At 49.3% G+C, this 20,500-nt stretch carries 24 protein-coding genes and 1 tRNA gene; 2 read left to right on the top strand and 23 right to left on the bottom strand.

The genetic code is table 11. The features are described 5' to 3' along the window. Positions 1-6: 6 nt before the first annotated feature. The 10 genes from NWF04_08370 to NWF04_08415 all read right to left on the bottom strand — a co-directional run bounded on the left by NWF04_08370 (position 7) and on the right by NWF04_08415 (position 9,104). A complete protein-coding gene (locus tag NWF04_08370; protein ID MCW4006588.1) occupies positions 7-762 on the bottom strand; it encodes an ABC transporter ATP-binding protein in 756 nt (251 codons plus the stop codon). Next, positions 759-1,823: an iron ABC transporter permease gene (locus NWF04_08375; protein MCW4006589.1), complete on the bottom strand. Its 1,065-nt coding sequence runs from the start codon at positions 1,821-1,823 to the stop codon at positions 759-761. The genes NWF04_08370 and NWF04_08375 overlap by 4 nt, the downstream gene beginning before the upstream one ends. Then, positions 1,823-2,875 carry an acetylserotonin O-methyltransferase gene (locus tag NWF04_08380; protein ID MCW4006590.1) on the bottom strand — a complete coding sequence of 351 codons (1,053 nt, stop codon included), beginning with the start codon at positions 2,873-2,875 and terminating at the stop codon, positions 1,823-1,825. The genes NWF04_08375 and NWF04_08380 overlap by 1 nt, the downstream gene beginning before the upstream one ends. Positions 2,876-2,921: 46 nt before the next feature. Next, positions 2,922-4,037, bottom strand: a complete 1,116-nt coding sequence (locus tag NWF04_08385; GenBank protein ID MCW4006591.1) for an ABC transporter substrate-binding protein — start codon at positions 4,035-4,037, stop codon at positions 2,922-2,924. Between the two features lie 3 nt (positions 4,038-4,040). Then, on the bottom strand, positions 4,041-4,808 hold the full coding sequence (locus NWF04_08390) for a P-loop NTPase (protein ID MCW4006592.1): 768 nt from the start codon (positions 4,806-4,808) through the stop codon (positions 4,041-4,043). Positions 4,809-4,925: 117 nt separating this feature from the next. Continuing rightward, positions 4,926-6,500: a DUF790 family protein gene (locus NWF04_08395; protein ID MCW4006593.1), complete on the bottom strand. Its 1,575-nt coding sequence runs from the start codon at positions 6,498-6,500 to the stop codon at positions 4,926-4,928. After that, on the bottom strand, positions 6,500-7,852 hold the full coding sequence (locus NWF04_08400; protein ID MCW4006594.1) for a DEAD/DEAH box helicase family protein: 1,353 nt from the start codon (positions 7,850-7,852) through the stop codon (positions 6,500-6,502). Before NWF04_08400 ends, NWF04_08395 begins: the two co-directional genes overlap by 1 nt. 83 nt (positions 7,853-7,935) lie before the next feature. Continuing rightward, the gene (locus NWF04_08405; protein ID MCW4006595.1) at positions 7,936-8,241 is read right to left on the bottom strand and encodes a transcriptional regulator; all 306 of its coding nucleotides are present in this window, start codon (positions 8,239-8,241) and stop codon (positions 7,936-7,938) included. Continuing rightward, positions 8,231-8,848 (bottom strand): hypothetical protein, encoded by a 618-nt coding sequence (locus NWF04_08410; protein ID MCW4006596.1) that lies wholly within the window; start codon positions 8,846-8,848, stop codon positions 8,231-8,233. Before NWF04_08410 ends, NWF04_08405 begins: the two co-directional genes overlap by 11 nt. Before the next feature lie 128 nt (positions 8,849-8,976). After that, positions 8,977-9,104, bottom strand: a tRNA-Ser gene (locus tag NWF04_08415). Positions 9,105-9,309: 205 nt separating this feature from the next. Between NWF04_08415 and NWF04_08420 the strand changes: the two genes are divergently transcribed. Further along, positions 9,310-9,879: a DNA replication complex GINS family protein gene (locus NWF04_08420; GenBank protein MCW4006597.1), complete on the top strand. Its 570-nt coding sequence runs from the start codon at positions 9,310-9,312 to the stop codon at positions 9,877-9,879. Continuing rightward, positions 9,876-11,912, top strand: a complete 2,037-nt coding sequence (locus NWF04_08425; protein MCW4006598.1) for a minichromosome maintenance protein MCM — start codon at positions 9,876-9,878, stop codon at positions 11,910-11,912. Before NWF04_08420 ends, NWF04_08425 begins: the two co-directional genes overlap by 4 nt. A 124-nt stretch (positions 11,913-12,036) precedes the next feature. Here NWF04_08425 and NWF04_08430 read toward each other — a convergent pair whose 3' ends face one another. The 13 genes from NWF04_08430 to NWF04_08490 all read right to left on the bottom strand — a co-directional run bounded on the left by NWF04_08430 (position 12,037) and on the right by NWF04_08490 (position 20,472). Then, entirely contained in the window at positions 12,037-12,810 is a 774-nt protein-coding gene (locus NWF04_08430; GenBank protein ID MCW4006599.1) for a PAC2 family protein, read from the bottom strand. Next, entirely contained in the window at positions 12,807-12,977 is a 171-nt protein-coding gene (locus tag NWF04_08435; GenBank protein MCW4006600.1) for an RNA-protein complex protein Nop10, read from the bottom strand. The genes NWF04_08430 and NWF04_08435 overlap by 4 nt, the downstream gene beginning before the upstream one ends. Next, entirely contained in the window at positions 12,977-13,768 is a 792-nt protein-coding gene (locus tag NWF04_08440) for a translation initiation factor IF-2 subunit alpha (protein ID MCW4006601.1), read from the bottom strand. Before NWF04_08440 ends, NWF04_08435 begins: the two co-directional genes overlap by 1 nt. A 23-nt stretch (positions 13,769-13,791) precedes the next feature. Continuing rightward, entirely contained in the window at positions 13,792-13,989 is a 198-nt protein-coding gene (locus NWF04_08445) for a 30S ribosomal protein S27e (GenBank protein ID MCW4006602.1), read from the bottom strand. 16 nt (positions 13,990-14,005) lie between these two features. After that, complete coding sequence (locus NWF04_08450; protein ID MCW4006603.1) at positions 14,006-14,281, bottom strand: 50S ribosomal protein L44e; 276 nt, start codon at positions 14,279-14,281, stop codon at positions 14,006-14,008. 106 nt (positions 14,282-14,387) lie between these two features. Continuing rightward, complete coding sequence (locus tag NWF04_08455) at positions 14,388-15,002, bottom strand: class I SAM-dependent methyltransferase (protein MCW4006604.1); 615 nt, start codon at positions 15,000-15,002, stop codon at positions 14,388-14,390. Continuing rightward, positions 14,986-15,804 carry a 16S rRNA (adenine(1518)-N(6)/adenine(1519)-N(6))-dimethyltransferase RsmA gene (gene rsmA, locus NWF04_08460; protein MCW4006605.1) on the bottom strand — a complete coding sequence of 273 codons (819 nt, stop codon included), beginning with the start codon at positions 15,802-15,804 and terminating at the stop codon, positions 14,986-14,988. Before rsmA ends, NWF04_08455 begins: the two co-directional genes overlap by 17 nt. A 21-nt stretch (positions 15,805-15,825) precedes the next feature. Next, complete coding sequence (locus NWF04_08465) at positions 15,826-16,392, bottom strand: DUF655 domain-containing protein (protein MCW4006606.1); 567 nt, start codon at positions 16,390-16,392, stop codon at positions 15,826-15,828. Positions 16,393-16,446: 54 nt separating this feature from the next. Continuing rightward, the gene (locus tag NWF04_08470) at positions 16,447-16,788 is read right to left on the bottom strand and encodes an RNA polymerase Rpb4 (GenBank protein MCW4006607.1); all 342 of its coding nucleotides are present in this window, start codon (positions 16,786-16,788) and stop codon (positions 16,447-16,449) included. 4 nt (positions 16,789-16,792) lie between these two features. After that, positions 16,793-17,089 (bottom strand): 50S ribosomal protein L21e, encoded by a 297-nt coding sequence (locus NWF04_08475; GenBank protein MCW4006608.1) that lies wholly within the window; start codon positions 17,087-17,089, stop codon positions 16,793-16,795. A 3-nt stretch (positions 17,090-17,092) separates the two neighbouring features. Further along, on the bottom strand, positions 17,093-18,436 hold the full coding sequence (locus NWF04_08480; GenBank protein MCW4006609.1) for a tRNA pseudouridine(54/55) synthase Pus10: 1,344 nt from the start codon (positions 18,434-18,436) through the stop codon (positions 17,093-17,095). A gap of 9 nt (positions 18,437-18,445) precedes the next feature. Further along, on the bottom strand, positions 18,446-19,795 hold the full coding sequence (locus NWF04_08485) for a signal recognition particle protein Srp54 (GenBank protein ID MCW4006610.1): 1,350 nt from the start codon (positions 19,793-19,795) through the stop codon (positions 18,446-18,448). Between the two features lie 272 nt (positions 19,796-20,067). After that, positions 20,068-20,472 carry a translation initiation factor IF-5A gene (locus NWF04_08490; protein ID MCW4006611.1) on the bottom strand — a complete coding sequence of 135 codons (405 nt, stop codon included), beginning with the start codon at positions 20,470-20,472 and terminating at the stop codon, positions 20,068-20,070. Positions 20,473-20,500: the final 28 nt, after the last annotated feature.

Below are 20,500 nucleotides of genomic sequence, written 5' to 3' on the forward strand. Positions count from 1 at the left end.
TTTGTTTTAGAGGGGGATGATTATGGGGCGTCCCATGTAGTTGGCTACGTTGACGGGGAGGTTGTAGACGGCTTCGATGTTTTGTGGGGTGATGACTTCGTGGTTGCCTGCGGCGAAGATTTTTCCGTTTTTGAGCATGATGAAGCTGTCGGCGTACTGCATGGCGAGGTTGATGTCGTGCATGGTCATGATGGCGGTTAGGTCGTTTTGTTTGACGACTTCGACAAGCGCGTTCATGATGCGGTGTTGGTTGCACAGGTCTAGGCTGCTGGTGGGTTCGTCAAGAAGCAGGACTTTGGGTTCTTGAACAAGGGCACGGGCGATTTGGACTTTTTGCAGTTCGCCGCCGCTTATTTCGTCAATGTATTTTAGGGAAAGCTCAGAGAGTCCAAGGCGGTTTATGGCGTCTTTGGTTATTTGCAGGTCTTTTTTGGAGACGTCCCAGGTGATGTGGGGTTTTCTGCCCAGTAGCACGGAGTCGAAAACGGTGACTTTGGAAACTTCGGCGCGTTGGGGTACGTAGCCTAGGCGTTTTGCCATTTCAGTTCGTGAGAGCCGCTGGATTTCTTCGCCATCCACCAGCACCGTTCCTGTTTTTGCTTTCAAAAGCCCGTTTATGCATTTGAGCAATGTGGATTTGCCTACGCCGTTTGGTCCTAGAATGGCTAGGATTTGGTGGACGCCTACGTTCATTTGGATATCTTGGAGCACGGGTGCGCCGTTTTTGTACGAGAATTCTACATCTTGCACTTTTAGTTTCATTTGCGATACCCCCGAATTAGTACATACAAGAACAGTGGTCCGCCCAAAAACGCGGTTATGACACCTACGGGAAGAACCAGTGGGGAGAGTATGGTTCGGGCTAATGTGTCGGAAGCAACTAGGATAAGGGCGCCGCCTATGGCGGAGGCGGGGATTACGAAGCGGTTGTCTGAGCCGATGACTCTTCGTACCATGTGTGGAGCAAGCAAGCCTACAAAGCCAATTACTCCCATTAACGAGACAATTAAAGCTGCAATTAGCGAGGAGAGGACCATGCCTACGATTATGTGGCGGTTCACGTTTACGCCTAGGCTGTTTGCCGTGTCTATGCCCGCGTCTAAAGCGTTGTATGTCCAACGGTTATAGAGGAAGAACAAGAACACAGGCACCGAAACCGCCACGATTAAGATGAGGTTATCCCAGGTTATGCGGCTTAAGTCACCAAAGGTCCAGTACACAATAGAGGCGATTTGTACGTCGCTGGCAAAGTACTGAATAGCTGTTAACCCCGCCGCGAATATGGAGCCCATGACTACGCCTGAGAGCACGATAGCTTCAGCAGAAACCCTAGTGAGCCTTGAGAGAACCAAAATCACCGCTGTGGAAACTAGGGAGAAGCCAAAGGCGCAAATGGTGACTATGTATTGGTTGTTTACTATGACCGCGTCGCGTGAGGCGCTGAAAAGTGAGCCTGCACCTAAAACGACGATGGCGAAGGCGGCGCCGAAGGCAGAGGCTTGGCTAAGACCCAGCGTGTAGGGTTCGCTCAACGGGTTTTTTAGCAGGCACTGCATCACAGCGCCCGAAACGGCTAGCATGGCACCTGCGACCACGGCGACAAGCACGCGGGGCAATCTGATGCTCCAGACGATGCCGCTTTGATTTATGATTTGGGTGAGAACTTCGGGAACGGACAGGTCAGCTGAGCCGATGGACAGCGCTAGCAGCACACACAAAACCAAAACGACCGCGCAGGCAACAATGAAAAGCACCTTCTTGCCAATGTATTTGGAGTAGTCAGGTGTGTTGTCTTGCGCAGAAAAAGCTTTGGGGTCTGACATTATTGTTCGCTTTCCACGTTTGTTTGGGGTTTGCGGGCGAAAACCATCTCGGAGATTTCATCGACAGGAACAATTTTGAGCACTTCAAACCCCACCTTCTTGAGCTGCTCAAGGTACTGGGCGCTGTCTACGACTTTATCAGAAGAATGCGGTCTGCTGCCGATTTTTTTGCCCTCAAACCCAAGTAGGTTCCAATCTAACGTTCGCAACGCACCCTCGCGCGTTTCATCCCTAAAGCGGCGTAGCACTACATCTCCTCCCTCTTTGGCGGCGTCAAACAGAATTGGTATGAGGGCGGGGTCGGTGCAGCTTTGGTTAAAGCTAGAGAAGATGGCGTCGTAGTTGGAGCCTACGGGGTCTTTGTAGAAGTCGCCAGGCAAAATGTGTACGTGGTCTGCGCCGTATTTGGCGGTGTATTTGCGGGCTATGGGTACCATGCGGGGTAAATCGAAAACGTAGGCTTCCAGGTCAGGGTTTAGTGCGGTTAACCCGATGGAGTATAGGGCGTGACCGCCGCCTATGTCTAAGACCCGCCGCCAGCTTTGCACGTCTGCGTTTTCTTTAAGCGTGTTAAGTGCGCTGGCTACTGAGCCAACTTCAGCCCATTCGGCAATGCTGTTTAGCCAAACATCGCCAAAAATTGCGGTGCGTTCTTGCATTATGGGTCCGCGTTTTAGGATGCTTGATAGTTTGAGCCAGCGGTTTGCGCTTGAACGCATTCGCTTGAGAGTGTTCTTCATGTAGTGTGGCGATTCTGAGGACAAATACGTGCGCGATAGCTGCGAGTTGACGTAGGCGTTGCTGATTTTTATGAGCAAACCTTCTTCGACTAAGGCTTCGCAAAACAGCTTCATCATATCCTCGTGGCACCCAAAAGCTTCAGCTAGCTGCTTAGAAGTCAAGGGCGAACCTGTTTTCTCAAACAGACCCATAGGCCAAGCTGTAAAAATCAAACAAGAACGCCTCAGTCCATCCAAAGAGCCCTCAAGCAAAACAGAGAACTCTTGGGAGGGAGGATAAGGCGGATTTAGCAGGTCATTAGCATCTTTCACGTTCATTACACTCCACAGTTTTCAAGCAAACTCTAAAGAAGAGGAGTTAGGTTAGGCTGACTTTTTGGAATGGCCCGTAGAGTTGCGTCATTTGGTCGTAGATGGCTGCGCCGACTAGGAAAGTGTAGATTTCGTCTGCTTTCGTGGCGGGGTTAACGTCTGAGAAGCTGTTGGGGTAGAGGACAGTTCCGACGTAGTATGCATCTGACAAGACGACGTCAAAGTTTAGGGCGTACCAGTTGTATCCCATGACGCCGTAGGTTTCGCCGTTTGCGATAGCGTCTAGTTCGCAGTAAACGTCACTGTGGCCTTGTACGTCTTGGCGGCAAAGGTCTAACCCGTTGTAGTCAACGAAAATTTTTTGTGGATTAAGGCTTGGCAGAACTTCGACGTCTATGTTCACCACTGCAGTTGAGTTCTTTGCCATCTCTGCAGTTATGACGTTGTTAGAGTTAGTTAGCGAGAAGGGCGCGTAGTAAGCAGCAGTGGAGGGCATGCCGTGGTATCCGCGTGAAGAAAGCCCGCCCACGTATACGCTGGGTTTGTCTGCGTCAGGTATAGTGGAGGTTCTAGCGTCTAAATCGTCAATTAAGCCGCTTACATAGTATATGACGTTGGTGGCGCGGTCTTGCTTGTTTAGCACATCTCCAATTAGGGTTAAGCCGTCGTAGAAGGTCTGGGTTAGTTCAGGTGTATCTAAGCCGCCGTAAGCAAGCCCAATTACAGGGATTCCTATCTGGTTTTGCAGGGCATCCAAATCAGAAACCACTGTATTTGAGTCAAAGACCACGTCAGGGTTTTGGGCAGCAATGAGTTCGGGGTCACCGCCAAACTGGGGACCAATCACGGGCAAGTCTGCGTAGTGGGGATTTGCCATCGCGTAGGGTCGTCCTGCAAGGTCAGTTTCATGTTGCTCTACTCCGCAGATCATGTCGCTTGCACCCATGTAAGTTACCAAACGCAGGGCACCGGGGTTGAGTGCTATGATGCTGTTGATTTCGGTGGGGATAGTTACGGTACGTCCGGTCATGTCGGTGATTGTGCGGGTTTGAGGTTCAGCGTTGGGGTTTTCTGATAGGGGGTTGTATAGGACCACGAAGGCGGAGGCACAGATGACTGCGACTAAGACAGCGGCGGCTAAAAGCAAGGTTTTGTTTGCCATGGTTTAGGCTCCGTTAATTTTTTTTAGCACAAACTCGGTAAGACCTGAAATGTCAACTTTTGAGGCGTCAAGTTCTTCGCCTGACAAGCCTTTTTGCTGTACATCTGAACTGAAAGCTACAATGCCGACCACGCGGTCTTTGCCCACTTTTTCAGCAACAGACTCTGCAGTTGCCAAATCCATTTTGTTTAGAACAAAATAGGCGGTTTTCTTGGCTTCGTTTGCCATGCTAGAAATTTTCTCAGAGAGACGTATGGATTCATAGGAGGGGTCTAAAACTGCTAAGGCTAAATCTACGTTTCCGCACAAGCCGCGCCCCAAGTGTTCTACGCCTGCTTCGGTGTCGATTATGGCTACGTCTTTTTCGCCCAGCTTTAGTTGGGCTACAAAGTCTCGGGATAAGCCGCCCATGGGGCATGCGCAGCCTTCACCAAAATGCTTGACTTTGCCAATTTGCATCAAATACAAGTTATCTTTGCTAGTTACGCAGTCAGCAGGCAACTGGTCTATGCCCCATTGCTCTTTGAAGAGCTTCTCCTTCTCGTATGCCGAGCGATTAGCCCACATCTTGTCAACCACTGCTTTTTTGCCGCCAAGCTCATCCATAAGCTCCTTAGGCTCATCTAACCCCAACTGGGCGCTTAAGCCAAAATTGGATTCATCAGAGTCCACAATCAAAACCCGGTAACCCTTTGCCTGCAAATTCTTTCCCAACAAAGAAGCAACAGTGCTCTTGCCGCTTCCACCTTTCCCGCATATTAGAATTTTCATTCCGTTAACTCACATCCGTATTACCTTTTCTCTTTTAAGTAGCACTATTTAGATATTACTATCCCAAAAAACAGTAACACCATGCTAAAACAGAAAACACGCTAAAAAAGCAGTCAATCAAGCATTCTTCTTTGAGGGCTTGTAGACTTGGGCTTGTTGGCTGTTTATGCCTTGCCACTTAACCTTGTAACCCAGCTGTGCAAGGATGCAGGAGGCGTCGGTTACGTTTTGGGCTTCGATTAGCTGGGTTGCCTGAGTCAAAGACAAACCCTCCGAGGCATTTAGGCGTGTTTGAAGCTTCGCGTCAATCTCGTCGAGCTTTGCTTTGGTTAGCAGCATGCTAGGCAACGCCACATAACCCTTGGGAGGCTTATCGGTAAGCACCGTTTGAACTGCTTCGACCGAAACCCCAAGGCGCCCAGCAAATTCAGCGTAAGAAAGAGCGGATTCAGTGAATTTGACAGGCAGGCTCTGCAGAAGGGTGATTTCTTTGGTTTTGACCTCTTCAAACGCGTCCTCTAAGTACCGTAGAATCGCCGACAAGGGAAGCCTGTTTTTGTAGTACAAAAAATGCAGATGCGGGCGCTTCTCCAAAGCAACTAGTTTCTCGCACGCCAACGCCTCATCAACCAGCAGAAGCATGCGCTCAGTTACTTGCTGTAGTTTTTTGGCTTTACGCAGCAAATACTCTTCAGTCCAAAAACCCACTACTTCAACGTAAATCTTAATCCCCAAGCGTTCAAGCGTGAAGTCAGGAACCATAACCTGCGTCCCCGCAATCACAGGCTCAGGCTCACGTTTTAGGCTCCACCCCGTGTGCAGGGCTTTGAATTGGGAAGCAAACCGCGCCTCAACCGCACTATCATACGAAGCCTGCGATGGCACAGCTGGTTTTCGCAGAAAGCTGGCGTGTTTTTGGCTTTCAATTTTGAAGCTGCAGATGTCGTTGGTGAATTTCCATAGGATTTTGGCGTTTATGCACCAGTCAGGGTTAGAAAGAATAGCAGGCAAGAGTTTGGCTATGCTTGTGCCGTAGCGTTTGGTTAGCTTAAAGAGGCTAGCTGGTCCGTCGATTTTCACCCAGAAATCTTGGTTTTCGCGGTAAGCATCGTAGATGAGTCCGAGTTTTTTTACGGTGTAAAATAGGCGTTGCCAGTTGCCTGTGGTAGTGAAGCTTAGTTCAGTGGAGTCAAAAAGCAGCGTCTGAGTTAGGCTCAGATTGTACTGTTTAAGCAACTCAGAAGCCTGCGGCGCATCAAAGTGCTCCAAAAACAGTTCCTCATCCAAATCCGCATACAACACCTCCTCAACCTCACTTGCCGACAAACTCACCTCAGCGCCGACCTTAGCAAGGACACTTTGGCGCATCTCCCAACTAGTTGGCACCCCTCGCGTTTCAGTTAACCCAAAAATCCTGCGACGCAAATCCGCGGGTTCCACCTTGCTTTTGCAAACAAAACTACCCCTGCGGTCAAGAAGCAAAGACAACCCACGCACAAAACGGTAATCTGCCCCGCCATCCTCCAACTCCGCCACCAAAGCCTTTACAGCTTTCTTTTTTTCGCCCACATGCTTCGTGTAAGCTTCAATAAGACGTTGGGCTAACGCGAGGTTCTCGTTTGAGAGTTTGGCGTATCGGGGTAAAATTTCGCCTTTGCGCCTCCAAACCATGAGCAGGTTGCTTGGGAGCATTACGGTTTTGCCTCCCGCTCCTTTGAATGCCTGCGGCGACTTATCCCCACTTCCATGGTCTCCTTAGAAATAATCTCGAGCAGCCGCGCCGTTTTTCCTTCGGTCTTGCGCAAAAGCCTACCTAGCCGCTGGACGTATTCGCGTTTGCTGCCTGTGCCACCCAAAACCAACCCAACCGACGCGTCAGGCACATCCACCCCCTCATCCAAAACCTGCGAAGTAACTATAACCTTGTACGTGCCATCGCCAAAGTTGGAGAGAATCTCGCGGCGCTCATCTCGGGGGGTTTGATACGTTACGGCGGGAATTAGAAAGCGTTTGCTTATGGTGTAGACGAGGTCGTTGTAGAGGGTGAATATGAGGATTTTTTCGTTTCTGTACTCCTGCAGCTTTTGGGCGAGCAATTCGAGTTTTGCAGTGGAGTTGACGGCAACACGAAAAGCTTTGTTTCGGGCAAGCAGGGCTTTTCGGGCGCGCGGGTCCTTGCCTGTTGTTAGGATGAATTTTTGAAAATCCGCCGCCCCACGCATAGTTATGCCCTTTTCGCGCAGGTAACTTTTGAAGGTGCCCATTTCCTCATCGTAAATCTGTTGCTCATTGGGCGTGAGGGGTATGGCAATTTTCTCGTATGTGTAGGGGGCTAAATGGGTGCCTGCAAGCTCTTCCACATCCAAGGAGTAAACGGGGTCACCCACAAGAGCGGGCAGCAGAGTGTGGCGGTTGTCGCTTCGCTCGTACGTGGCGGTTAACCCCATGCGGTATGGCGCAACGTACATATGCGCAATTTGCATGTACCCCTGCGAAGCTAGATGGTGAACTTCGTCAAAAACCAAAAACAAGAAACGGTTACCCAACTGATGCGCCTGTGAATAGGCAGAGTCGTAAGTTGAAACAGTAATCATGTGCACGTTGTGGTCGCCGCCGCCAACAGCTCCTGCCTCCACGCCCAAGCATTCTGTTATGCGCCGTCGCCATTGGTCAACCAAATCCAACGTGGGCACCACAATTAACGCGGGAACTTTGAGCTGCTCGATAGCTTTTAGGGCGATGAAGGTCTTTCCTGCGGCGGTAGGCAAAACCAAAACGCCTCGGTTTCCTGTGCGACTCCAGCTGTCCAAGGCTTTGTTTTGGTATTCACGAAGCTCAACCGAACACGCAAGCTGCTCACTGGGCGGCAAATTCAAAACCGCGTCCTCAAACTCCAAACCACTCTCACGCAAATACTCCAAAACCGCCCCATAATGATACGATTTGACACGGTAACAGCCACAGCGCGGGTCCCAACGACCATAAGGCGTCCCCACACCCCCACGCAGCAAAAGCGTACCCTTATCAAACCACAACCGAAGCATACAAAACAAAACACCCCAAAACAATTAAACCTACGCAAACAAGCAAAAACAAAAAAAGAAGCCATGAAGGCGTTGTTGGGGGGTTATTCGGGGAGTTTTTCTACGAATTTTTTGACTTTGTTGCGGTATTCTTTGAAAGCTGCGCGTCCTTTTTTGGTTAGGGCAAGTGTGGTGTGGGGTTTTTTGTCTATGAATTCTTTGGTGACTTCGATGTAGCCTGCGTTTTCGAGTTTGTTTAGGTGGGCGGAGAGGTTGCCAGGGGTCATTTGGGTTTGGGTTTGTAGGAAGAGGAAGTCGGCGCTTTCGATGACGTAGAGTTGTGCCATGATGGCTAGGCGGTTGGGTTCATGTATGAGGCGGTCAAGGTCTTGGATGTCGTTACCGGGCAAGGTTTGCTTCACCGTTTACGGGGTATTTCTTGATGAACGCTGCTAGCATGGCAAATCCCACGGCTATAACCGCTGCGCCTAAGGCTATGAGCAGGTAAGCAAAGAAGATTTCCAAGAAATGCCCTGCAGCCAAAACCGCAAAGGCCACCGCACCGTAGATGTATAGACGCTTGAGCCCCAAGGTGTATCCAAACAGGCAACACAGGGCAAAGCCGCCCACGCCCACGATGAGCAGGCCATTTTGGAATAGGAAGTCTGTCCATTCGCCGCCATGCAAAATGGCAAAGAGGAAGAAAGCTACCAAGCCGCTAGCTAAAAGTCCGATGTAGATTGCTGAGAGTTTGTTTTGGCTATGTCTTCCAAATTTTACAAATCCAATGCGGGGCATGGTGATTTTTTGTTTTGCGCTAATCCAAAGGGGCAGCACCAAGGCAATCAGGAAGGCAGGCAAAAACAAGCCGATGCTGTAGTCAAACATGGCATCCAACGTGATTCCCAGGCCAAAACCCAGAACATACACGCCCGCGAAGATATCCAGCAAACCGTCTTGATTATACGACATGTACGTACGCCGCTCCAACTCTTTTAAATTGGGTTGAGTAGTCAACATTTTCACCTCACACATACAAAGCACTGTCTAACATATAATACTTTGCATTACAAAGTACTCTACAACACCTTAACTAAAAAGGACAAACAACAAAACCAAACAACCAACCAAAACATGAAGGAAAGTGGCGCCGGGGAAGGGACTCGAACCCCTGCGGGCCTAGGGCCCACTGGCTGGCTTGCCCATTTGGCACGGCCCTTGTGTGCAATTTTGGATCTCGAGGCCAGCGCGATAACCACTCCGCCACCCCGGCTTGGAATAGAAAGGATACAGGCTGCATCTAAAAACATTTCCAGTTCTATCGCGTGACTAAGCTGCTGGTTTGACAAAAAGTTGGCACATCTGGCGTGGGGGGTGGGGTTGGCTTTTGATTTTTTTAGTGCAAACGCTTAAAACGCTTCTTTGCGTATCTCCTAAACCCCGTATATCTGGATTTAACTGGTCTGCGAGGTAATGTTGTGCCGTTAAAGCTTAAGCAGTTGGATTTTCGTTTCGAGAATAGCGTGGTGAAGGTTGTTGCTAATCGTAATTTTCCGCGGCTTGAGCTTGCAGGTTTTAGTGTGGGTCCTTTGGAGGAGGGCACTGAATACGACGTGTATTATTGGGTGGGTAAAGAGCTTGCTCAAGAGGGGATTGTGCATTTTCGTGAGGAGGACACGTTGGATTCTGCCAAGCTCAATAAGGTGCAGTGGAAAGAACGAATCCAAGTTGCCGCCAAAATCAGCGAGGTCTCACCTGACTTTTACCCGCAGATTCGCCGTTACCTCTTAAACGCTAAAGAAGAAATCACCAAACGCCCCGAACCCATCAAAGTCCAAGAATACGAAAGAGCCAAACACCTCGCACACGACATCATCAACGCCCGACTAAAAAAAATCGTCACCCTAGCCGCAGGACCCACCCCACAAGACCAATCAACTAGCAAACTCACCACCGAAGAAAAAATCCTCCACCGCCAACTCTCAAAACTAATCAATGAATGGCGCAGCAACATCCTAACCTACAAGAAGGAGACCCACAAACAATGACTACCACGCAAACCACTGTTGACCCGCAAAGCCGCTTCTTAGAATTCTTCAAGGACGAAAAATACCGCCACAAAATCAGTCAGATGGCGATTTTGGGCAAAGAAGACATCGTTGTTAATTTTGAGGATTTGTTTGATTTTGACCAAGCTCTTGCGGAGATGCTTCTTGAAAAACCTGAAGAGTACTTGGAGCACGCAAACAACGCCGCCTACGCGCAGCTAGGCATTGAGGACGCAGAGTACGCCCAGAAAATCGAGAAAATCACCACCCGCATAGTCAAACTCTTAGAACATGAGCAACTGCGCAAACTCGGCTCCAAACAGATGGGCAAACTAATCATGCTAGAAGCCATCGTGGTGCGCGCTACGCCCGTGCGACCCATGGTCATGCAAGCAGCATTCAAATGCAAACGATGCTCCACCATCAACATCGTCGAGCAAAAAGGACAGTTCCTCAAAGCCCCCACGGTGTGCCAAAGCCCTGAATGCGGCAAAGATGGCCCGTTTGAATTTGTTCAGGAACAATCCAAGTTTATAGATTCTCAGGATATTCGGCTTCAAGAACGCCCTGAAGACCTCCCGCCTGGCCAGTTGCCGCGTACATTGGCTGCAAAACTTATCGGCGAGGACGTGGTGGATGTTGCTAGGCCAGGTGACCACATATCGATTGTGGGCATTGTGCAGGCGTTTGCGCCGTCGCGTCCAGGCATTGGGAAGCTGCGTACGTTTATTTTGCAGTTAGAAGCTAACAGCGTTGAGATTTTGGGCAAAGAACCCGAGACTAGCCCGCCTACGCCTGAAGAGCTTGAAAAGATTCTTGAACTCGCCAAAGACCCCGAAGTCTACAAAAAACTCACAACCTCCATAGCCCCCTCCATCTACGGTTACCCCCACATCAAAGAAGCCATACTCTACCTGCTTTGCGGGGGCGTCTCCAAAAGCTTGCCCGACGTCAACGTGCGAGGCGAAATGAACGCACTACTTATTGGAGACCCTGGTACGGCGAAGTCTCAGCTTTTGCAGTACGTATCCAAAGTTGCGCCGCGGGGCTTGTACACGTCAGGCAGAGGAACCACCGCCGCAGGCTTAACCGCTGCTGTTGTCCGCGAAAAAGGAGGCAGCATGAGCCTAGAAGCAGGCGCGCTGGTGCTGGCGGATAAAGGCATTGCGTGCATTGACGAAATGGACAAGATGCGCCCAGAAGACCGCGTTGCCATACACGAAGCCATGGAACAACACACGGTTTCAGTTGCCAAAGGAGGCATCGTAGCCACGTTAAACGCGCGAACATCCGTTCTGGCAGCTGCTAACCCTGCATTGGGCAGATACGAACCCCACCGAACAGTAACTGAAAACATCAGCCTGCCCGTAACCATCCTCTCAAGATTTGACATCATTTTCGTGCTCCGAGACGTCCCCAACAAAGAAGCTGACAGCAAGATGTCTCAGCACATTTTGGAGATTCACCAAAGAGGCATAACCCCAACCGAAGCGCCCGTGGACGCCGAATTGCTGCGCAAGTACATAAGCTACTCGAAAACAATCAAACCCGAGTTAAGCGCAGATGCACTAAATCATTTGCGCGAGTTCTATTTGGCTATGCGTAGCGCCAGCGAATCCGAAGGCTCTCCCGTGGCGATTACGGCGCGTCAGCTTGAATCGTTGGTTCGTGTAGCCGAAGCCAGAGCAAGAGCAGCGCTAAGAGAAGAAGTCACAGGCGCCGACGCCGAAGCCGCCATAGCCATCATGAAACGCTCCCTAGAAGAAGTAGGCATAGACATGTCCAGCTACAAGATGGATATTGACATCATCATGACCGGCAGACCCAAAAGCGTACGCGACAAACTCCAAATAGTCCTCTCAGCCGTCGTAGACATGGAAAAAGAAAAAGGCACCGTAGAAAAAGACGACCTCGTAACAATGCTACAAGAAAAACACAAACTCTCCAGACCAGACATCGAACGCGCCATTAACGACCTACTACGCGAAGGAACCATCTACGAACCTGGAGAAGGCAAACTAAAGAAAATCTAACCAACACCACAACATAAGCCACACAAAACAGCGCAGACCCCCCTCCCCCTACTGGTTTCTGCATACAATTAAAATTTGCAGCCAATAGACGGCAAATAGGTTGGTTTTGGGGTGTGAAATGGGGTTAGGAGATGTAGGTTGTTTTTTTGTCTTCTTCTTTGCGGTCTTCTTCGGCTTGTAGGATGCGGTTTTCTTCGATTTGTTGGAGTTTGGTTAGCATGAGTTGGGTTTTGGTTATTTCGGGGTCTAAGCCTTGGAGGTCGATGTTGAAGTTGAACATGTTTTTTATGGTTTCGAGTACGCTTTGGGCTGCTAGGGGGTCGGGTAGGTAGCCGCGGGTTTCGCCTAGTAGGCATAGGGCTTGGGCTTTTTTGAATCTGGCTAAGCCAAGGATGAGTCCTGCGGTGCCAACTATGGGGCTTCCGTCGGTGCTTAGGGTTGCACCTGCTTTTAGGGCTTGGTCGAGCAGGGTTTGGTTGGTTGCTGCTGCTATGACTTGGGGTTTTTCTTCGGTTTCCACGCGGTAGCCCCCGATTGTTACGAGGGTTTGGGCGTTGTGTTTTTTGGAGAAATCCAGCATGACATCAGCGATTTCGTATTGTCCTTCGATGGTTTGGGATTGGCTATCGCCCGTGAACAAAATCAAATCATTTGGGCCGTCGGGGTTTTTGTAGAAGTAAAATGCTCCGCGCAGCAGGCGTATGCTGCCTTTCTTGTTAACCAAAACAAAATACGGGAAATGGGGCGAGTACAGGTAAGCGAATTTTTTCGCGTTAAGCTGTTTGATTAGGTAGCGCATGCTGATTTTGCCTACCAAGCCTAACCCGGGAAGCCCTTCGATTAATATGGGGTTGTTTGCTTGGATGGGCGCGATTTGTTTGACGTAGGTGGATTTCACTTTGATAATTGCTCCTTTTTGAGGGCTAGGCGGTATTTTAGGTATTTGTCGTCAGGGGAAAACTTTGCTGGGTGGGGTATGTGGACTTTGCCGCCGCATTTAGGGCATTGAGTCGTTTGTAGGGTGTAACTGTTGCATTTTTCGCATCGCCGCAGTAGCCAGACCACTATTTTTCCCTTCTAAAGGAGCCTTGACCGCCCGCCTTGGTTAGGTGGGTGACGACGGTTTGGGAGACTTTTTGCAGGACTTCTTCGGCGCGTTTCCAGTTTTCTGCTGAGACGTCTACGCCGTATTTGGGAGCGGCCAGAACGTAGAAGTGTACTTTTGCGTCCCGAGCTTTTTCTTGTTGTTTTTTGGCTTGGGCAAATGCGTCTTTGATGCATTTTATGCCGTTGGGTTTCATGCACCGCAGCTCCATGGTTCCTTTGACTTGAACCATTTTTACTTTGATGCGTTCGTCGGCAACTTGGGCAAATACGGTGGCGATGTCTTCGGGTATGCCCAGTTTCACAAGGGGTTCGGCGCCGTCTTTGGCTGCTTTTTCAAACCCGTCGTACAAGCCGTATCGGTCGTCAATTAGAACGCCTGCTTTATCGTAGAGTTCCTCAGCGGTCATGCCAACTTTTTCAGCTACTCCACGCAAAAGAGCATCAGCTTTGCGTTCTTTTTTCCACGACTTTATTTTTTCGATGCGTTCGCGTTTTGTTACACGCCTCAAAGAAAGGTCAATGTGCCCCTTGTTTACGTCAACACGCAAAACTTTGAGAACCATTTTTTGATTTTCGCGAACAAAATCGCGTATGTTTCGGATCCAAGAGGAGGAGATTTCGCTGACGTGAAGTAAGCCTCGTTTTTCGTATTCGTCTAAGCGTGCGTATGCGCCATAGTCAGTGACGTTTTCGATAGTGGCAATTATCAGGTCACCGGGTTCTGGCCATTGGGGCTTTCTCTCACTCATCTTGTAGGTTTCCTTTTGGGCGTTTATTCAAGGACTGCTTGAACGTCGCCGTTGATTTTTGCTTTTCCACCTGTAGGTTCAGCGAGCACGGCGTTACATACGTTGCATGTAACTTGGTTGACTGCGTTGCTAAAGACTAGCTGTTCGTTGCCGCATTTACGGCATTTCACACGCAGAAAAGTGCTGCTGGGCTTGGGTATAAGTTTGTTCCATTCACTCATAACTTTTTTCTCCAGTTTATCCAATGGTTAATTTCCTTAGGCGTATACCGTCTTTGTGTCTCATGTAGCTGCAGCTCTTGCATTTGAGCCTCAAAGTCTGTTTTTTGGTGGTTTTGGCGAACTGTTTTTGCAAGGGGAATCCTTGTCCACCGTAGCCTTCTTTTTCTCGGTCGTGGTGGCGTTCACCTTTGGCTAAGGCTCTGCGCTTCCCAGCTTTGTACAAGGAAACCGCGTGAGCTTTGTGAGCTTTGCATCTTGGACAGTACGTGGTCACTTCTTTAGGAACGTTCACGTTATTCACTACCAGCGTCCATTAAGAAAACATACCTTACTCTTATACCTTTTTCGTCCCCCAAAACAACCAGCCCATCCAGAGCAAAACAAAACACACAAAAACCCTACAAAGCTGCCCGAATCAAAACCAACCGCTCAAAAAAAGGCAACCCACAAGACACCACAACCTCCCCACACATACCATTCAAAGCAAACTGGGAAAGTGTCTGCTCCACCCCCGCCAAATTAGACTGCAACAAAAAAACCGCGCCCCCCACAGCCACGTAACCGCCAACTTGGGAGATGAAGCGGTCAATAACCTGCCTGCCCGTTGCACCGCCCGCCCACGCCCGCGCCAACCACGACGCATCCTCGTTTTGCTCAGAGGGAACGTAGGGCGAATTGAAAAAGATAAGGTCAAACTTGGCGGCTTTGTTTAGCGACGTGAAAAGGTCAGCTTGCAAAAACGCCACTTTGTTGTGGACTCCGTTTTTGTGTGCGTTTTGTTTCGCGCACCGTATTGCGTATGGGTTGATGTCTACGGCTACGACTTGCTGGGCTTGTTTTGCTGCTACTACGCTAAGTATTCCGCATCCCGCTCCCACTTCTAAAACCCGTTTGCCCGCGGTGGGGGGCAGGTTTTCGGCGAACAGGAAGGAGTCTTCGGCGGGTTCGTACACGTTTGGGTGTACTTCAAAGACGTAGTCTTCAAAAAACGCTTTTTTAGCTGCAGAGGGCATCGGATAACGCTCCAAAATCTTGAGGTGACAAATCCCTAGCACGCTTAGGGGGCAACTCGATTTTGGCGACCACCGCTTCAGCTTGAGTTTTGTCAAGTTTGCGTTCGTTGCGCAGAAAAGGCACCAGCGCGTTGGATAGTTTTTTATTGCGTTGCGTAAACAGCCACTTGGATAGCCGCCTAAAAACCCCCGTATCTCGCACTGCAAAAGGCAAAGTCTGCCAAGGCGTTAACCTAACAATCACTGAATCCACTTCAGGCTCGGGATAAAACATCCAGCGGGGAACCTCATCAAGCAACTCAGCGTTTGCAGCCTGATACGTAACAACACGCAGCCACCCGTACTGTTCACTGCCCACGGACGCAACCAAACGGTCTGCGAATTCTTTTTGCACAATAAACACCGCACAATCCAAGTTGTGGTCTAAAAGCCAAGTCAAAAGTTGTGAACTAAGATAGTAAGGCGGAATAGATACCGCTTTGTTGAAAACTGGAAGCTCTGCGCGTAGCACGTCGCCTTCGATTACGGTAATGTTGGGCGTGTTTTGGAGTTGTGTTTTGAGGACGGCGGCGATTTTGGGGTCTTTTTCCACTGCGACTACGGCGTGGCATTTGTCGGATAAAAAGCGGGAGAGAAAGCCAAAGCCTGCGCCTGCATCCAAAACCACATCTGAGCCGTTTAGGTTGGCGTGGCGGGTTAGCTGGGGAAAAACCGAGAAGTCCACCATGAAATTTTGCCCCAAGAGTTTGTTTGGGGTGATTTGATTTTTTTGGAGCAGGGACTTCATTTGTGAAAGAGTCATCGCAAGGGCAAACCAAAAGGGTTAGTGGGAGCGGGTGAAGAGGCGGTGTTTGCTGTCTCCTTCGAGTTCTTCTAGGACGCGTTTGGTGATTAGTTTTACGGGGCTGGGCAGTTCGGTTCGGTTTATGATGTCTTCGTAGCTTTGGAAGGGTTTGCGGTCGCGTTCGTTTATGACTTGCCACATGTACTTTTTGCCGATGCCAGGAATAAGTTCTAAAGCGTGCATACGAGGCGTGATTGCTCTGGCGGTGTTGAAAAAGCCTACAAACCATTGTTCGCGGTTGGTTACGATTTTGCTTATGGTTGAGGCTAATTCGGCTTTGGCGGAGGCGGTTAGTTCATCAAAGCCTATGCGGCCGATGATGTAGGTGACTTCTTCGCGGGAGTTCTTGCCCACGTATACGCGGTCAGCAGGCTTTAAGGCTAAGCCTTCCTTGACAAGAGCTTCCAAAACCGTGAAGAACGCTTCCCCCACACATTGAACCAAAGCGCCCGCTCGGTAACCAACCCTACCTGTAGGGCGGTAACCCGCGCGTCCATGAGGCAAAAAGTCCAGTATGTAGGCGTACTCCTCGTATTGCTTTTCCATAGTGTTCCCTCTATGTTATCCGCTTTTCAGCTTAAAAAGACTTGTATTGTTTAGCTACTTCAAAATCCGTTTTTCGTTCAAAAGCTCAACGATTGCAGCTAATTTTTGGGTTTCTATAATCTTGCGTCCGCCCGCCAAGAACACGCGCAACTCATCAACGGTTTCGGGCATGCAGTTGAGTATTTGAACCGCTTCAGATTCGTCGAGTTCATATTCGCCAGTTAGGGTTTGCAACAAAGAAGCCGCCACGTCAGGTTCGACCTTGGTGAATTTGGAGACATAATCCAAAGTGCGCCGCTGGAACTGGTCCAAGTTTTCTTCGCCAATTTCCTCTAGCAACGCTTTAACCTGAGGCAAAGTAAGCCTTTTTTCGTCACCCAAATCTGGACTGGTCATTTGTTTAGCTACCCTTGTATGCTTCTATATGTTCACATCGGACGATAACTTTGCGCAATGCATCACCTTGGGGAACACTAACCACGTAGCCGCGACCGCGTTTCTCAAGAATCTTGCCGATTTTACCGTGGAAACGTTTGTGGGGCAAGCTTTTCTGTTGGCTAGGGTCAATTTTGATGATGATATTCGCGCCGACTTGGTGTTCCTCTAAGTACTTGGTAAGTTTAGGTTTACCCTTCTCGCGAAAATGCTTAGTCATGAGTCGGCGGGTTCCCGCGCAATATCCCTTTGATTTCTTCATCCATTATTCACCTACTGGGTCATCCATTATAACGTTCAATACGTCAAGTTCAAGAGTTTTCGCCGGGTTGTTAAGTAACTCGGAAACACTGGGCGTTGTTCGGTTTTCATCGCCAGACACCAGTTCCTTAACGTAGAGGCCACCCTGGCATCTTACATACACCTCAGCCTCTGCAGGTGACACCTTCTTAACTTTAAGCTTATATATGTACCTTTCTCGGATTAAATCCGCGCGACGATGGACAACACGCAAAGGCGTCTGCTGCCTAATCAACGTACCACACAATTTCTCCTCCAACAATCGCAAATCCGCCTCCGACACCTCCTTTTCAAAGACTACTAGCACGCGATATTCTTTCTGCGCGTTTTCAGCCTTCTTCAACTTGCGAACAACATCACGGCTAGTAAACCGCAACTCAGAAACCTCCACCTTACCCACCGCCGCACCATTAATCGCAGCCGCAGCGGCTTTGAGGTCTAAGAAGCGTTTCTTGGGTTTAGTAACTTCTACAACAAACGGGCGCCCCGTACCTAGCATTCGCGCATCAATATCTTCCCTGCCTGAAGCATGAAAAGACGCATCCTCACCCTCCGCCGCCTCCAGCAACGGATTAGCAACAAACTCTTCCACGGACTCGGCGTACAGTTTGCCTGTGCCTTCGCATTCCTCGCAGCCTCTTCCATGGCAGTTGGAACAGAACCATTTAGACTGAGGCACTGTCCGAACAAGTTTGCGGTAGCGTCCCGCCACAAACAACGGGTTAACCTGGAGCCGAATCTTTTGCGTGAAGGGGTTTAGGATGACCATGATGTCGGGTTTGCGGTACTCGGCGGTTTTGCCGCTTCTAAGAGCTAACTGTTTGCCAATTAAGCGACCAAATTCGTGTTTTATGCTTTCGCTGTAAGCCACATCAAAGGCTGCTTTGAACTCGTCCTCGCGCTCCTCCACCGCAACAGGAAGCTCTATGCCCACTAAGAAAGTCGTGTACTCGTAAGCGGAGAGCTTTTCTAAAGCGGTAGAGACGATATCGTCGATTTGCGCGAATCGTCCTGAGCACAAAAAGCAGGTTGTGGGTTTGTCTTTGGGAAGGCGCCGTTTGAGGTGGTCTAGGGTGTTTTTGGCTTCTACTGAGAATCCGTTGAGCGCTATGGTTTTTAGGGTTTTTACGCCTGTGGCTTCTTTTGCCATGGCGGGTATGCTGGCTTGCAGGGTTAGGCTTAGTTTTATGGCTTCGCCGCGGCGGTTGTTTTCAACTCCGTAACCTAAAAGTGCGTATTGCCGTCCAAGGCAGTGGTTGCATAGGGGATACTTTTCAAGCATCTGCAACGCGGTTTCTAAAACGTTCATGCCAAAAGCCTACTTGAGTCCTTTAAGTCCTTGCGCGCCGCCAAGACCTTGCATGAAAGGCAGTCTGCTCTTTTTGCGTTTCATCATCTTTAGCATACGGCGCATCGTAACGTACTGTTTCAACAGTTCCTTGACTTCTTTTTCGGTGGTGCCAGAGCCGCGGGCAACACGTCTTACACGAGAATAATTGAAAATTTTTGGGTTTTCTTTTTCTTCAGGACGCATCGACTGGATGATAACGCGCCATTTCTCCAAGCGACCCTCAGCCATGTTCAACATGTCATCAGGAACCTTGCTAGACATGCCTGGAATCATCTGCATGACCTTCTTGAAGGGACCCATGCCTTTTACGGCTTCAAACTGCTCGTACATATCTGTGAGGGTGAATTTGCCGCTAAGTAGGGCCTTGGCTTTTTTGTCGGGAACTTTGACCTCGGCTTCCTGAACCTTTTCAAGCAACGTCTCCAAATCGCCCATGCCCAAAAGGCGCCCGACGAAGCGGGAAGGAATAAACTGCTCTATGTCCTCGACTTTTTCGCCTGTGCCGATGAATTTGATGGGAGCACCCGTAGCAGCCACTGCCGAGAGTGCACCTCCACCGCGGGCTGAACCGTCAAGTTTGGTTACCAGAATGCTGCCAATTGGGGTGGCTTCATGAAAAGTCTTAGCTTGCACAAGAGCCTGCTGCCCAATCGTGCCGTCAATAACCATCATGACCTCGTTGGGCTTGATTGTCTTCTCAAGGGTCTTCATTTCTTTGATAAGGTCCCGCTCTTCCTTGTGGCGCCCCGAAGTATCCACAATCACAAAATCCTTATCCTTAAAATGCCTCAACCCCTCAAAAACTACCTTCACAGGGTCTTTAGCTTTGGGGTCACCGTAAATTGGAACGTTAATGCGTTTTGCTAGCTGCTCAAGCTGAGCATAGGCGCCTGGACGGAAGGTGTCGGCGCATATTAATGCGGGTTTTAAGCCTTTTTTCTGGAAGTACCGTGATAGTTTGGCGGCGTGGGTGGTTTTTCCTGAACCCTGAATGCCCACAAGCATAAGCACATACCGCGAGCCAGGCTCCATCTTCAAAGGAACATTTTTTTCGCCCACAAACCGGGTTAATTCTTCGTACACCACTTTTATGACATGTTCACGCCTAGAAATTCCTGGGGGTACCTTTTCTTTTAGGGAGCGTTCTTCGATGCGTTTGGATATGCCCAAAACCAGTTGCACGTTAACGTCTGCTTGCAACAGGGCACGTTGAATATCACGCACCAACTCTTTAACCGTAGCCTCATCTATAACAGAGGAACGAAAAACCTTCTTTATCGCATCAGTAAGCGAAGAACCCAAACGGTCAAGAGCCAACGAGCATCTCCAAACCCATAAACAACCCAGCGCTCTTAAAAATATATTGCAGCAAAACCCCAGCTTCCAAAACAGCCACCTAACCAAACCCAAAACAAAGCTGAAGGTTTGTGAGCCTCAGTTTCCCCATATTAGAGTCTTCTTCATAAATTTCCGACGGCTCTTCATGCATCATCGGCTCAACAACTATACTTGGAAAAGAAGAAATAAACCTATGGAACTAGCTGCCCAGTTTCTAAGGTGTAAAAGGCGTGCTAGCTTGAAGAAGGGGGTTATTTGACGCGGGTGATTTTTATGCGTTCCATGATTTTCCAGTATTCGATTTCTGCGCCTGCGACGAGTTTGGATTTGACTTCTTCTTCGTCTGGGAAGGGCGCATCAAGGTACTCGTAGGTTTCTAGATCCATAATTTGAACGCCCGTGGGGTTAACAGCGAAAACTTGTCCGGGTCTTTTGTCTATGAGGGGAACTTCTGCGTTAGCATCTACAGGTTTTACAAACTGTCTTTTTTGATCGTCAAAAACGCCTATAGCAACTATTCTGGCTTTGGCAGCGCCGTGTTTGCCAGGTTTTGATTTAGTTATATCCACAATGCGGCAGGGTTCGTTATCAATTATCATATAGCCGCCAACACGTAAACTTCCAACGTCCATGGGTTTGGTCATACTCTCACCAATCGTCTAGTTAATTAAAAGCAATTTTAAA

This window comes from Candidatus Bathyarchaeota archaeon (assembly GCA_026014465.1).
Taxonomy (GTDB): Archaea; Thermoproteota; Bathyarchaeia; order Bathyarchaeales; family Bathycorpusculaceae; genus JADGNF01.

Excerpts from the sequence above, each read along its gene's own strand:
- NWF04_08370 (MCW4006588.1), bottom strand. The coding sequence starts at position 762 with ATGAAACTAAAAGTGCAAGATGTAGAATTCTCGTACAAAAACGGCGCA.
- NWF04_08375 (MCW4006589.1), bottom strand. The coding sequence starts at position 1,823 with ATGTCAGACCCCAAAGCTTTTTCTGCGCAAGACAACACACCTGACTAC.
- NWF04_08385 (MCW4006591.1), bottom strand. The coding sequence starts at position 4,037 with ATGGCAAACAAAACCTTGCTTTTAGCCGCCGCTGTCTTAGTCGCAGTC.
- NWF04_08390 (MCW4006592.1), bottom strand. The coding sequence starts at position 4,808 with ATGAAAATTCTAATATGCGGGAAAGGTGGAAGCGGCAAGAGCACTGTT.
- NWF04_08395 (MCW4006593.1), bottom strand. The coding sequence starts at position 6,500 with ATGCTCCCAAGCAACCTGCTCATGGTTTGGAGGCGCAAAGGCGAAATT.
- NWF04_08400 (MCW4006594.1), bottom strand. The coding sequence starts at position 7,852 with ATGCTTCGGTTGTGGTTTGATAAGGGTACGCTTTTGCTGCGTGGGGGT.
- NWF04_08425 (MCW4006598.1), top strand. The coding sequence starts at position 9,876 with ATGACTACCACGCAAACCACTGTTGACCCGCAAAGCCGCTTCTTAGAA.
- NWF04_08440 (MCW4006601.1), bottom strand. The coding sequence starts at position 13,768 with ATGAGTGAGAGAAAGCCCCAATGGCCAGAACCCGGTGACCTGATAATT.
- NWF04_08445 (MCW4006602.1), bottom strand. The coding sequence starts at position 13,989 with ATGAGTGAATGGAACAAACTTATACCCAAGCCCAGCAGCACTTTTCTG.
- NWF04_08455 (MCW4006604.1), bottom strand. The coding sequence starts at position 15,002 with ATGCCCTCTGCAGCTAAAAAAGCGTTTTTTGAAGACTACGTCTTTGAA.
- rsmA (MCW4006605.1), bottom strand. The coding sequence starts at position 15,804 with ATGACTCTTTCACAAATGAAGTCCCTGCTCCAAAAAAATCAAATCACC.
- NWF04_08465 (MCW4006606.1), bottom strand. The coding sequence starts at position 16,392 with ATGGAAAAGCAATACGAGGAGTACGCCTACATACTGGACTTTTTGCCT.
- NWF04_08470 (MCW4006607.1), bottom strand. The coding sequence starts at position 16,788 with ATGACCAGTCCAGATTTGGGTGACGAAAAAAGGCTTACTTTGCCTCAG.
- NWF04_08475 (MCW4006608.1), bottom strand. The coding sequence starts at position 17,089 with ATGAAGAAATCAAAGGGATATTGCGCGGGAACCCGCCGACTCATGACT.
- NWF04_08480 (MCW4006609.1), bottom strand. The coding sequence starts at position 18,436 with ATGAACGTTTTAGAAACCGCGTTGCAGATGCTTGAAAAGTATCCCCTA.